Here is a 13,060-nt window from a genome sequence, read left to right on the forward strand (position 1 = left end):
TCATCTTTGGGAGTAGGAATAGTATTTCCTGCTAAACTATCAAAATGTGCTAATGAAATATAAATACTTGTTTTATTCTTTAATTCATTAAAATAACTATGAATTATTGAGCTTTTTCCAGTTCCATATCCTCCAGTTACCCCAACATTTTTTATAAGCTTATCTTGAGTTACATTATTTAATGCATCTTTATAAATTTTATAGTAATTTGTTTCAAATTCATCAGAAGCAATTTGAGTGTAATCTATTGGAGCTAGATTTTCAAGTTCTACACTCGAATTGGGAAAAATACTCTCGTTAGAAGATTTATTTTTATGAAATAGAGAAACTAATCTTTTGAAAAAATGACTTTCCATTTATGTTTTCCTTTACTAATATTCTTATAGTTAATTATATCATACAACAAGTTGCTAAAGACAGCTAAAATAAAATTTATAAGAATTATTTTAAATTAAAGATGATCAATAGTTCTACTCTTATAATTATATGGTAAAAAGTATATAATTGGATGAAAAGTGGATATTAAATCCATAAGTTCCTGAAACATGAAGATGATAATAGATTGTCGAACTAGTTTCGTTGAGGATTGTGTTTGTTTAATAAAATTAATTTATAGTCCTGAAATAATGTTAAAATTAAAGCAGTTTCAATTCAAACTTGATTTTTTCTATTTTCTATTATTTCTTGATATAATAAAAAAGGGATTTTTAAAAATGAAGATAACAGAACTTCAAAAAAGGAAATAGTGTTGATGCATTTTTCAATCTTGTCACAGACTATAATGCGACTGTCGGCTCCACTGGCTTAAGTGGTGATTTTACCTCCTTTACGAAGACAGAGTACGACGTAGAGAAAATTAGTAATCTATGGAATGAAAAAAAGGGTGACTTTGTCGGGACCAACTGCCGTATTAATAGCTATGCGCTCTTGAAAAATTCGGTCACAATCCCAAAACTCGAAAAGAATGATCAGCTTCTTTTTGTTGATAACGATGCTATCGATAAGGGAAAAGTATTTGATACGAAAGACAAGGAAGAATTTGATATTCTATTTTCTAGGGTGGAGACGGAAGCAACGACGGATGTAAAAGTTCACGCGCAGAAGATGGAGAAATTCTTCTCCCAGTTTCAATTCAATGACAAAGCTCGAATGTTGTCTGTTGTGTTGCATGACAATTTGGATGGAGAGTTTCTTTTTATCGGGCACGTAGGTGTTTTAGTGCCAGCTGAGGGGGGGTTCTTATTTGTAGAGAAATTGACTTTTGAAGAGCCTTATCAAGCTATTAAGTTTGCGAGCAAGGAAGATTGTTACAAGTATTTAGCTACAAAGTATGCGGATTACACTGGTGACGGATTAGCTAAGCCTTTTATCATGGATAATGAAAAGTGGGTTGAAGGTTATTAAGAAAGGTAAGGTAGAATCGGATGGAAACAGTAATAGCGCTTTTAGTTGTCATTCTTATCGGATTCTGGGCTATAAACATTCTCAAGCCTCGTAATGCAAATAAAAAGGAAAGATTTATTGGCTATATGCAGCGCTATGATATAGATGGTGAAGGCTATCAGTCAGAAGTCTGGGAAGTGACAGAAGATGAGAAGGAGAAATAAGGAGGAGTGTCCAAAAACAGTAGATTTCTTGCCTTTTTCAAGAAAGGGGACTAATAGGAGGAAACATTATGGGAATGATTGCTAATTATCAATATCTATCTGACAATGAATTAAGCCAAATAAAGCGGTATTCTTGTCAGGAAGAGGATTTGCTTGACTTGGTAGAGGATTATCCTGAGGGAAATGATACGTTGATAGATATTGACAAAATGTGGGATGCCTTACTCTTTGTTATGACAGGTTTTAGTAGTTCAGAATTTATGGATGACGACCCCATGAGAGAAGCTGTCTTGGGAGTGACCCCTTTAGAAAATGTTTCAGAATATATATCCTATACTGAACACTCAAAGATAGCTGAGATTGTTCAAGCTTTAGAGAATTTTGACATGGATAGGGCTCTGGCAGACTTTAGCATGGAAGCATGCAAGAAGGCAGATTTGTATCCCGATATTTGGGATTATCTTGATGAAGAGGAAGAAATCAAGGATGACATTCGAACCTGCTTTGTAAAAATGAAGGACTTTTATAAGAAAATCTTAACTCTCAGGGGGAATGTCTTAGTGACTATTTGCTAAGTAATTTTACTATCCATTTAGTCTGTTGAAATACCTAGAAATTGATTATAGAACTTGTGACCTTAATAAATTTTATAGCATGGAGGTTTTAAGAGATGGAAAAAATTGAATGGGACAAGGTAAAGACGCGTTTAGATGCTTTGCTCGTCATTGATGAGTATCAAACAGATCCAGACAAGAACTGGCTTCGATTGATAGTTAAGAGTGAGGAAAGCTATGGAATCCGTTACCTTATTGACAACGGTTCCGGTGATTCTCTAGATGTGATGTTCACTGATAAAATGATCCTTATAAAGGGCTTTGATCATGAAAGCAGTTTGAGTCAATTTGCTGCGGATGAGTGGAATCAAGACATCATAGACGGATTTTATAAAGGACTGGATGAAAAGTATCAAAACCTTTACTCAGAAGAGCAAAAAGATGAAACAACTTTCTTTATCTGGTATGACGGTCAAGAGCATCAAAATACCTACCAAGAGCAGGATGGTGGCGAATGGTTGTTATCCTATTTCTTTGACAGTTTTGAGAAATTTCATGAGTTTGTGACGGATTACTATTCAATTACCGTAGATGAGGACTTACTTAGAAAACTTTACAATCTAGGACATCTTTCAGCAGTAGAATTAGAGCAATTGATTCTTACTTCCTAAACTGAGATTTTTATGAAGTGGAACCCAAAACCTTATTTATCGCGAATTTTAGCTTATTAAGATGAAAATCGGCTTAGCAAGACCGCTAATCTAAAGGAAGTGAGCTCGGAGGACAAAGAGAAAATTTGTCCTATGGTAACTTGCCCCACTAAATGTAATGGTTGTGGTTCATTTTTCTTATACCTATAACATTTTAAAACGATTTCTTTTTATCCTTAAATACCATTTTACGAACAAAATATAAAATTATTAAAAAAACTTTCACAAAATCCTTTACAAGCTCTTGTAAACATGATATAGTTATAAGGCTTAGAAAATGAGAAGATGTTTTCTAGCAAATATAAACCCGAGTAAAAAATGCCTACGGACAGGCAGGGTTGAATGCCGAAGCGTGGTTGAAAAGCCACATTATTGATAGGGTTAAAAGCCTACTTTTATAAGTTGATGTTAGGACGCTTGTCCTAATTCATAAATTTTAGTGTGGTGAAAGCACACGTCATCTTGTGAAACGATCAATAAAGTACGTAATATTTGCTACTAGAGAGTTAGGAAACATCGGGAACAGACATACTCAACAGAAACCAAAATAAACACGTCAGAAGATTGCAGAGCAGGTGAAAACCTGCTCTTTTTTCATAAGTCAACCTTTGGTCGCCCTCATCATTTTGAGGAGCTAAAAATACGGTAAAGGAGTATGTCTTGAAAGAGTTAGATCAAAACCAAGCCCCAATTTATGAGGCCTTGGTGAAGTTACGCAAGAAACGGATTGTTCCCTTTGATGTACCAGGTCACAAACGCGGACGAGGAAATCCAGAACTTGTCGAACTGCTAGGTGAAAAATGTGTTGGCATTGATGTCAATTCGATGAAACCCTTGGATAATCTGGGGCACCCTATTTCGATTATTCGGGATGCAGAGGAGCTGGCTGCGGAAGCTTTTGGAGCTAGCCATGCCTTTCTCATGATTGGGGGAACAACTTCATCGGTGCAGACTATGATTCTTTCCACCTGCAAGGCTGGAGATAAGATAATTTTGCCGCGTAATGTCCATAAATCTGCTATCAATGCGTTGGTTCTATGTGGTGCCATTCCCATCTATATCGAGATGAGTGTAGATCCTAAAATCGGCATTGCTTTAGGTCTTGAAAATAACCGTGTTGCACAGGCCATTAAGGAACATCCAGATGCTAAAGCTATCCTAATCAACAATCCTACTTACTATGGAATTTGTTCAGACCTCAAGGGTTTAACGGAAATGGCTCATGAAGCTGGCATGCTTGTTTTAGTGGATGAAGCCCATGGAGCTCATCTGCATTTTACAGATAAATTGCCACTGTCTGCTATGGACGCTGGCGCTGATATGGCGGCGGTCTCCATGCATAAGTCTGGTGGGAGTTTGACCCAAAGCTCCATTTTACTTATTGGAAATCAGATGAATCCTGAGTACGTTCGTCAGATCATCAACCTGACCCAGTCTACATCTGCCTCTTACTTGTTGATGGCTAGTCTGGATATTTCGCGTCGCAACCTTGCCCTTCGCGGGAAAGAGTCATTTGAGAAAGTCATTGAGCTCTCCGAGTACGCTCGTCGTGAAATAAATGCCATAGGTGGCTACTATGCCTACTCAAAAGAGTTAATAGACGGTGTGTCTGTCTGTGATTTTGACGTGACCAAGCTGTCAGTTTACACTCAAGGTATTGGCTTAACAGGTATCGAGGTTTATGACCTCCTACGAGACGAATACGATATTCAGATTGAATTCGGGGATATTGGCAATATCTTGGCCTATATTTCAATCGGTGATCGTATCCAAGACATCGAGCGTTTGGTCGGTGCTTTGGCTGATATCAAAAGACTTTACTCGAGAGATGGAAAAGACTTGATAGCTGGAGAATATATTCAGCCCGAGTTAGTGCTGTCTCCACAAGAAGCCTTCTATTCAGAGAGAAGAAGTTTGACCCTGGACGAATCGGTTGGGCAAGTCTGTGGAGAATTTGTCATGTGCTATCCTCCAGGGATTCCTATATTGGCTCCTGGTGAACGCATTACACGAGAAGTTGTAGACTATATCCAATTTGCCAAGAAACGTGGTTGCTCTCTCCAAGGGACTGAAGATCCGGAGGTCAATCACATCAACGTCATCAAGAGAAAGGAGAACTAGATGGATTTATGGTTTTCTGAAGTTCATACTCCAGATGTGAAATTGTCCCTGAGAACAGCCAAACAACTCTACGCTGGTAAAAGTGAATGGCAGGATATCGAAGTCTTGGATACTCCAGCTTTTGGGAAAATACTGGTCTTAAATGGGCATGTCTTGTTTTCAGATGCGGATGACTTTGTCTACAACGAAATGACTGTTCACGTTCCCATGGCTGTGCATCCCAACCCCAAGAAAGTCTTGGTTATTGGGGGTGGTGACGGTGGTGTTGCCCAAGTTTTAACACTCTATCCAGAATTGGAACAAATCGATATTGTGGAACCGGATGAGATGTTGGTTGAGGTCTGTCGTGAGTATTTTCCAGACTTTGCTGCGGGGCTAGATGACCCTCGTGTTACCATTTACTACCAAAATGGGCTACGCTTTTTGCGAAATTGCGAAGATGACTACGATATTATCATCAACGATGCGACAGATCCATTTGGACATACGGAAGGGCTCTTTACCAAGGAATTTTACGGGAACAGCTACAGAGCGTTGAAAGAAGACGGCATCATGATTTATCAGCATGGGAGTCCCTTCTTTGACGAGGATGAGTCAGCTTGCCGAAGCATGCACCGTAAGGTCAATCAAGCATTTCCAATCAGTCGGGTTTATCAGGCCCATATTCCAACTAGCCCAGCTGGCTATTGGTTGTTTGGATTTGCATCGAAAAAATACCACCCTGTCAAAGATTTTGACAAGGAAGGCTGGAAAAAACGCCAGCTTTTCACAGAATACTACACTGCAAACTTACACGTGGGAGCCTTCATGTTGCCCAAGTATGTTGAGGACATTTTAGAAGAAGAGGAAGGAAAAAAATGAGTCGTTTACTAGTTATTGGATGTGGGGGCGTTGCCCAAGTTGCTATTTCAAAGATTTGTCAAGATAGCGAAACCTTTACAGAGATTATGATTGCTAGCCGTACCAAGTCAAAATGTGATGACTTGAAGGCTAAATTAGAAGGGAAAACAAGTACAAAGATTGAAACAGCTGCTCTTGATGCTGACAAGGTTCAAGAAGTGATTGCCTTGATTGAAAGCTACAAACCGGAAGCTGTTTTGAACGTAGCTTTGCCATACCAAGACTTGACCATTATGGATGCTTGTTTAGCGACAGGTGTCCACTATATCGATACTGCCAACTACGAGGCAGAGGATACAGAAGATCCTGAGTGGCGTGCTATTTATGAGAAACGTTGTAAGGAACTTGGTTTTACAGCCTACTTTGACTACTCATGGCAGTGGGCTTATCAGGAGAAATTCAAAGAAGCTGGCTTGACTGCTCTTCTTGGTTCTGGTTTTGACCCAGGTGTGACTAGTGTCTTTTCAGCCTATGCTCTCAAACACTACTTTGATGAAATCCACTATATCGACATTTTAGACTGTAATGGTGGTGACCACGGATATCCATTTGCAACCAACTTTAACCCAGAAATCAACCTCCGCGAGGTATCTGCACCAGGTTCTTACTGGGAAGATGGAAAATGGGTAGAAGTCGAAGCTATGTCTATCAAGCGTGAGTATGATTTCCCTCAAGTTGGGCAAAAAGATATGTATCTTCTTCACCATGAAGAAATCGAATCACTGGCAAAAAATATTCCAGGAGTCAAACGGATTCGTTTCTTTATGACTTTTGGTCAATCTTATCTCACGCATATGAAATGCTTGGAAAACGTTGGTCTCCTTCGTACGGATGCCATTAACTTTAATGGACAAGACATCGTGCCGATTCAATTCTTAAAAGCCTTGCTACCTGATCCTGCTAGCCTTGGCCCACGCACTGTTGGAAAAACCAATATCGGCTGTATCTTTACAGGTGTCAAAGACGGTGTTGAAAAGACCATCTACATCTACAATGTTTGCGACCATCAGGAATGTTACGCTGAGGTTGGCTCCCAAGCTATTTCTTACACGACTGGAGTTCCAGCTATGATTGGGACAAAATTAGTTATGAACGGTACTTGGAAACAACCTGGAGTTTACAACCTTGAAGAGTTGGATCCAGATCCATTTATGGAAGCTTTGAATGAGTATGGTTTGCCTTGGGTTGTGGTTGAAAATCCACAAATGGTGGACTAATGAAGTTAGAACAAGTACCAACACCAGCTTACATCATTGACTTGGCAAAGTTAGAAGCAAACTGCCGCGTTTTACAATATGTACAAGAAGAAACTGCTTGCAAGGTTTTGCTTGCCCAGAAGGCGTATTCCCTCTATAAAACCTATCCCTTGATTAGCCAGTATCTATCGGGTACAACTGCAAGTGGCCTCTATGAAGCTAAGCTAGCTAGAGAAGAGTTTCCGGGAGAAGTCCATGTCTTTGCGCCTGCCTTCAAGGATGCGGACTTGGAGGAATTGCTTGAGATAACGGATCATATCGTTTTTAACTCGGAGAGACAGTTGCGTAAACATGGGGCTCGTTGTCGAGAGGCTGGTATCAGTGTCGGTTTGCGTATCAATCCTCAATGTTCAACCCAAGGTGATCATGCGCTCTATGACCCTTGTGCACCAGGTTCTCGTTTTGGTGTGACACTTGATAAAATTCCTAGTGATTTGTTGGATTTAGTGGATGGACTTCATTTTCATACCCTTTGCGAGCAAGGTTCAGATGATTTAGAGACAACTTTGAAAGCAGTAGAAGCGCAGTTTGGTCCTTATTTACATGAGGTCAAATGGCTCAATATGGGTGGCGGACACCACATCACAAGAGAAGACTACGATGTGGATTTGCTGATTTCTGAAATCAAGCGTATTCGAGAAACTTATAATCTTGACGTCTATATCGAGCCAGGTGAAGCCATTGCTCTCAATGCGGGTTATCTAGCAACTGAAGTATTGGATATTGTAGAAAACGGTATGGAAATCTTGGTTTTAGACGCCTCTGCGACCTGCCATATGCCTGATGTACTTGAGATGCCCTATCGCCCACCTTTGAGAAATGGCTTTGAGGCACAGGAAAAAGCCCATACCTATAGACTTTCTTCCAATACCTGTCTGACTGGTGATGTGATTGGTGATTATAGTTTTGAAAATCCAGTCCAAATCGGTGATAGACTTTATTTTGAAGACATGGCTATTTACTCATTTGTTAAAAATAATACCTTTAATGGTATTGGATTGCCAAGTCTCTATCTTATGGACGAGCAGGGAGACTGCAACTTAGTCAAAGCCTTCGGCTATCAAGACTTTAAGGGGAGATTATCATGATAGACAGTCCAAAGAAATTAGGTTATCGTATGCCAGCAGAGTACGAACCCCATCATGGCACTCTCATGATATGGCCAACTCGACCAGGATCATGGCCTTTTCAAGGAAAAGCTGCTAAAAGAGCATTTACTCAGATCATCGAGACCATATCAGAAGGGGAAAATGTTTATCTTTTGGTGGACCGGGACCATCTATCTGAAGCTCAATCTTATCTTGGAGACAAGGTCGTTTATTTAGACATTCCCACCAATGATGCCTGGGCTCGTGATACAGGTCCGACCATTCTTGTTAATGATAAAAGAGAAAAGCTGGCAGTTGATTGGTCTTTCAATGCTTGGGGTGGAGCTGTAGATGGTCTCTACCAAGACTATGAAGATGATGACCAAGTAGCCAGTCGTTTTGCTCAGGCCTTGGAAATGCCTGTTTACGAGGCTAAACCTTTTGTACTGGAAGGTGGAGCGATACATAGCGATGGTCAAGGAACGATTCTCGTAACTGAAAGTTGCTTGCTTAGTCCTGGTCGCAATCCCTACCTGACTAAAGAGGAAATCGAGAATACCTTATTAGAGAGCCTTGGTGCAGAAAAAGTCATTTGGCTTCCTTATGGTATTTATCAGGACGAAACCAATGAACATGTTGACAATGTTGCAGCCTTCGTTGGTCCTGCAGAGCTTGTTTTAGCTTGGACGGACGACGAAAGCGATCCTCAGTATGCCATGTCTGCAGCTGATTTAGCTCTTTTAGAAAAGGAAACGGATGCAAAAGGGCGTCCCTTCACCATTCATAAATTGCCTATCCCTGCAGTTCGACAAGTTGTAACCGAAGAGGATTTGCCAGGCTACATCTATGAAGAAGGGGAAGAAGAGCGTTATGCAGGTGAACGTCTTGCAGCTTCCTATGTCAATTTCTATATTGCCAACAAGGCTGTCCTTGTTCCCCAATTTCAAGATAAAAACGACCAAGTTGCCCTAGATATTCTCAGCAATTGTTTTCCAAACCGTAAAGTTGTCGGAATACCAGCCAGAGATATTCTTTTAGGTGGTGGCAATATCCACTGTATCACTCAACAAATCCCAGAATAGGAGAAAAAGATGAGAAATGTAAGAGTTGCAGCGATCCAGATGCAATGTGCTAAGGATGTGGCAACGAATATCCAAACAGCGGAACGTTTAGTTCGCCAAGCTTCAGACCAAGGCGCACAAATCATTCTCTTACCAGAGCTGTTTGAACGTCCCTATTTCTGTCAGGAACGCCAGTATGACTACTACCAGTATGCCCAGTCGGTGACAGAAAATACTGCTATTCAGCATTTTAAGGAGCTTGCTAAGGAACTAGAAGTTGTTTTACCGATCAGTTTCTATGAAAAAGATGGAAATGTCTTGTATAATTCTATCGCTGTCATTGATGCGGATGGGGAAGTTCTGGGCGTTTATCGGAAGACCCACATACCAGATGACCATTATTATCAAGAAAAGTTTTACTTCACGCCTGGCAACACCGGTTTCAAGGTCTGGGATACTCGCTACGCTAAGATTGGGATTGGCATCTGTTGGGATCAATGGTTCCCTGAAACAGCGCGCTGTCTTGCATTGAATGGGGCAGAATTGCTCTTTTACCCAACCGCTATTGGTTCAGAGCCTATCTTAGATACGGATAGTTGTGGTTACTGGCAACGTACCATGCAAGGGCACGCAGCAGCAAATATTGTCCCAGTTATTGCAGCCAATCGCTATGGCTTGGAAGAAGTCACTCCTAGTGAGGAAAATGGCGGACAGAGTTCTAGTCTTGACTTCTACGGTTCCTCCTTTATGACGGACGAAACGGGAGCTATTCTAGAGCAAGCCGAAAGACAAGGAGAAGCTGTTCTGTTAGCAACTTATGACCTTGATAAGGGAGCAAGCGAACGCCTAAACTGGGGCTTGTTTCGAGATAGAAGACCAGAAATGTACCAACGAATTACGGACTAGAAGATAAATTTTATAATCATTTTTTGATATTCACGCCTGTCTTACAAAAATGTAAGATAGGCTTTTTAAATGTAAGATGGGTGTACGATTATACGTGGAAATGTATGCTATACTCTATGTAGATCAAAATGAAAGAGGTTTATTATGAAAAAATGGAATGCAACGCAGTTGAAGTACCTGATGGCAGCTATAATGGTTTTAGACCATATCCCCCATATCACTGGGCTAGTACCTCCCTTATGGGAAGGTATCTTTCACGCCTTGACCCGTTGTGTGGGAGTTTGGTTTGCCTATATGGCTATGGAAGGATTTATCCATACTCGAAATTTGAAAAACTATCTCATCCGACTTTGGTCTTGGGCGCTTATCATATTTGCTGGAAATAGCCTACTCAATGCCCTATTTGCATCCAAAGGAGTAATGGTTCATAACAATATTTTCTTGACTTTGGCCATCGGTGTAACCATGCTTTGGATAGGCTTTCCTAGAAAAGAGTTGGATAAAAAGGAGAAGTTGTGGCGTCGGATTGGGGTTGCTGGTATTCTGATATTTGGCTGTCTTTTTACTGAGGGTGGCATCACCATGCTACCATTTCTCTTGATTAGTTACTCTTGTCGAAATCGCAAGAGCTTGCGAAATCTCCTATATGCCTTTCTGTGGGCCTTCTTGTTAGTGACTTCCATCCAAATTTACGACACTTGGTATCAAACACTAGAAATGATGCTTTACAATTCTGACTGGCTCTTTATCACCGTATTTCCTTTTATGGCCTTGTATAATGGACAGCGTGGAAAAGAAACCAGTTGGAGTAAATATTTCTTTTATATTTTCTATCCAGCTCATCTATGGATTATAGCCTTGATTGCCTATTTGGTTAAGTAGCAAAAAAGCAAATAGCAGTATTAACTGTCTATTTGCTTTTATTATTTATAAAATATATTTCTCAATCGCACGCGCGACGCCGTCTTCTTCATTGCTGGCTGTAACATCATTGGCAAGGGATTTGACATGGTCGCTGGCATTTCCCATTGCAATACCAAGCCCGGCAAACTGGAGCATTTCGATATCGTTATTGGCATCACCCATGGCCATAATCTCTGAGGGCTCGATCTTCAAAATCTCTGCTAGTCGAGAAAGAGCAGTAGCCTTTGTTGTTCCAAGTGGCATGGCTTCATAAATGACAGGTTGCGAACGAACTCCACTGAATCGTTGGCAAAGCTCCTCAGCAAAACGCTCTTCAAAATCATCTGTTTGCTCTTTGGTGCCCAAAAACATCCCTTGAAACATTCGGTACTTGCCACTAGTGGCTTCCTCAAGGGAGATTTCAGTCAGGTCTGAAAAGACTAGCTTGGCATCATTTTGAACGATTTGATTAGGCTTGCCACCGAGAACAAAATAATGTTTCTCATCAAAAAGAGTCAACTGGACGTCGCTTTTTTCTGCTAAGTCATAGAGGTATTCAATGTCAGATGGACTGAGTTCTTGCCAGTCAACTAGACTCCAATCACTGGTCTGGTGGGTTGAGCAACCATTATTGACAATGACATACTCATTCTGGAGGTCAAGACCCAGTTTTTTGTAATAAGGAAGAACACCAAAAAGCGGGCGCCCCGTACAGAGAACCAATTTGACGCCTTTTTCGATAGCTTGGTGAATGGCAGTAATATGGGCTTGTGGGATTTCCTTGGCTTCATTGAGGAGGGTTCCGTCCATATCCAAGGCTAGTAGTTTAATCATAAGACTTCCTTTTCTATGTGTTTTGCTTTTATTATAGCATATAGACTATAAAATGTCTGACAGAATTGTAAAATTCAAGCTTCCTTTTCTTGAAAAAGAAAATAAAATCCTATATAATATGTATACTTAACATTTAAGGAGAAAAGATGTCAAAGTATCAGTTTAATTCAATTTACAAAAATGATGAAGCAGAGTCTACAGGTCTTCTTTTCATCAAAGTCTACAACAAATGGGAAAGCAACCTAAAAAGAGTTTTAAAATCAGTTGGTCTTACTTTGCCCCAATTTATCGTTTTAACTTCGCTCTTGTTTTTGACTAATAGAGAGAAATATGTAACACAAGTTGATATTGCTCGGTTCACTGGTATGGATGTCATGACGGTTTCCCAGATTGTTAGGCTACTGGAGAAGAAAGACTACATTAAACGTGATCAACATCCAAAGGATAGTCGGGCAAAACTGGTCTCAGTGACGAAGTCTGGCGCGGAGAAGGTCAATCAAGCTTTACCTTTAGTAGAAGGTGTTGATGAAGAATTTTTTGAAAAACTATCTAACGATAGAGAAGTTTTTAATCGCATGTTAGTAGAGTTGGAGGATAAAAATGCCTAGATATTGGGTTGGAGTTGTTTCAAAGAACCATGTTTTAAGAGGAGTTGAAGGAAATTTTTGCCAGGTCTGTCATGGAAAGGGTGGCCCTTTAAACCGTATGAAAAAAGGTGACTATCTTTTATACTATAGTCCAAAATACGATATGAACGGTCAAGATAAGTTACAGGCTTTTGTGGCCGTAGGTAAAATTATAGATGACAAAGCCTATCAAGTAGAGCAGTTTGAAGGATTCTTTCCCTTTAGACGAAATGTCGAGTATTATCAACCAGTCAAAGATTGCTCCATAGAAATAGCTAGACAACATCCTGAATGGAAAGATTATACTTCTCGACTTCGTTATGGACATTTTGAAGTTTCCAAAGACTTTTTCCTCTATATCTTTCAGCATATGAAAATGGATGATGAGGTATGATTGATTTCCTAGTTAAATGATTGTCAACTAGAATTTTGGATTTGGACTGTGAAGCGAACTTTGCTATAATAGAGTAAGAAACTTTGATAAAGCAAACGAG

At 40.1% G+C, this 13,060-nt stretch carries 14 protein-coding genes and 1 pseudogene; 13 read left to right on the forward strand and 2 right to left on the reverse strand.

Annotated elements, in window-relative coordinates; all coding sequences use genetic code 11:
- On the reverse strand, positions 1-356 hold a 356-nt coding region (locus E7Y33_RS05780; protein WP_139689923.1), incomplete at its 3' end, for a YobI family P-loop NTPase.
- Between the two features lie 385 nt (positions 357-741).
- Here E7Y33_RS05780 and E7Y33_RS05785 point away from each other — a divergent pair.
- The 11 genes and pseudogenes from E7Y33_RS05785 to E7Y33_RS05835 form a co-directional block, all read left to right on the forward strand.
- Positions 742-1,404, forward strand: a pseudogene (locus E7Y33_RS05785) (DUF4300 family protein); the annotation flags it as partial.
- Between the two features lie 20 nt (positions 1,405-1,424).
- A complete protein-coding gene (locus E7Y33_RS05790) occupies positions 1,425-1,607 on the forward strand; it encodes a hypothetical protein (protein ID WP_139689924.1) in 183 nt (60 codons plus the stop codon).
- 68 nt (positions 1,608-1,675) lie between these two features.
- Entirely contained in the window at positions 1,676-2,182 is a 507-nt protein-coding gene (locus E7Y33_RS05795) for a YfbM family protein (RefSeq protein ID WP_139689925.1), read from the forward strand.
- Between the two features lie 95 nt (positions 2,183-2,277).
- On the forward strand, positions 2,278-2,832 hold the full coding sequence (locus tag E7Y33_RS05800) for a hypothetical protein (RefSeq protein ID WP_139689926.1): 555 nt from the start codon (positions 2,278-2,280) through the stop codon (positions 2,830-2,832).
- A 699-nt stretch (positions 2,833-3,531) separates the two neighbouring features.
- The gene (locus E7Y33_RS05805) at positions 3,532-4,992 is read left to right on the forward strand and encodes an aminotransferase class I/II-fold pyridoxal phosphate-dependent enzyme (RefSeq protein WP_139689927.1); all 1,461 of its coding nucleotides are present in this window, start codon (positions 3,532-3,534) and stop codon (positions 4,990-4,992) included.
- Entirely contained in the window at positions 4,993-5,853 is an 861-nt protein-coding gene (speE, locus tag E7Y33_RS05810; RefSeq protein ID WP_139689928.1) for a polyamine aminopropyltransferase, read from the forward strand.
- The gene (locus E7Y33_RS05815; RefSeq protein WP_139689929.1) at positions 5,850-7,109 is read left to right on the forward strand and encodes a saccharopine dehydrogenase family protein; all 1,260 of its coding nucleotides are present in this window, start codon (positions 5,850-5,852) and stop codon (positions 7,107-7,109) included. Before speE ends, E7Y33_RS05815 begins: the two co-directional genes overlap by 4 nt.
- The gene (gene nspC, locus E7Y33_RS05820) at positions 7,109-8,236 is read left to right on the forward strand and encodes a carboxynorspermidine decarboxylase (RefSeq protein WP_139689930.1); all 1,128 of its coding nucleotides are present in this window, start codon (positions 7,109-7,111) and stop codon (positions 8,234-8,236) included. Before E7Y33_RS05815 ends, nspC begins: the two co-directional genes overlap by 1 nt.
- Positions 8,233-9,318, forward strand: coding sequence for an agmatine deiminase (gene aguA / locus E7Y33_RS05825; RefSeq protein WP_139689931.1), 1,086 nt, complete (start codon positions 8,233-8,235; stop codon positions 9,316-9,318). Before nspC ends, aguA begins: the two co-directional genes overlap by 4 nt.
- Positions 9,319-9,327: 9 nt before the next feature.
- On the forward strand, positions 9,328-10,203 hold the full coding sequence (gene aguB / locus E7Y33_RS05830) for an N-carbamoylputrescine amidase (protein ID WP_139689932.1): 876 nt from the start codon (positions 9,328-9,330) through the stop codon (positions 10,201-10,203).
- Between the two features lie 144 nt (positions 10,204-10,347).
- Positions 10,348-11,085, forward strand: coding sequence for a TraX family protein (locus E7Y33_RS05835; RefSeq protein WP_139689933.1), 738 nt, complete (start codon positions 10,348-10,350; stop codon positions 11,083-11,085).
- Positions 11,086-11,130: 45 nt separating this feature from the next.
- Here the strand turns inward: E7Y33_RS05835 and E7Y33_RS05840 are convergent, their stop codons facing one another.
- The gene (locus E7Y33_RS05840) at positions 11,131-11,940 is read right to left on the reverse strand and encodes a Cof-type HAD-IIB family hydrolase (RefSeq protein WP_139689934.1); all 810 of its coding nucleotides are present in this window, start codon (positions 11,938-11,940) and stop codon (positions 11,131-11,133) included.
- A 146-nt stretch (positions 11,941-12,086) separates the two neighbouring features.
- Here E7Y33_RS05840 and E7Y33_RS05845 point away from each other — a divergent pair, with 146 nt between their 5' ends.
- The gene (locus E7Y33_RS05845; RefSeq protein WP_139689935.1) at positions 12,087-12,548 is read left to right on the forward strand and encodes a MarR family winged helix-turn-helix transcriptional regulator; all 462 of its coding nucleotides are present in this window, start codon (positions 12,087-12,089) and stop codon (positions 12,546-12,548) included.
- Positions 12,541-12,960, forward strand: coding sequence for an EVE domain-containing protein (locus E7Y33_RS05850; RefSeq protein ID WP_139689936.1), 420 nt, complete (start codon positions 12,541-12,543; stop codon positions 12,958-12,960). Before E7Y33_RS05845 ends, E7Y33_RS05850 begins: the two co-directional genes overlap by 8 nt.
- Positions 12,961-13,060: the final 100 nt, after the last annotated feature.

It is taken from the genome of Streptococcus oralis (assembly GCF_006175905.1).
In the GTDB taxonomy this organism is placed as follows: Bacteria; Bacillota; Bacilli; order Lactobacillales; family Streptococcaceae; genus Streptococcus; species Streptococcus oralis_BG.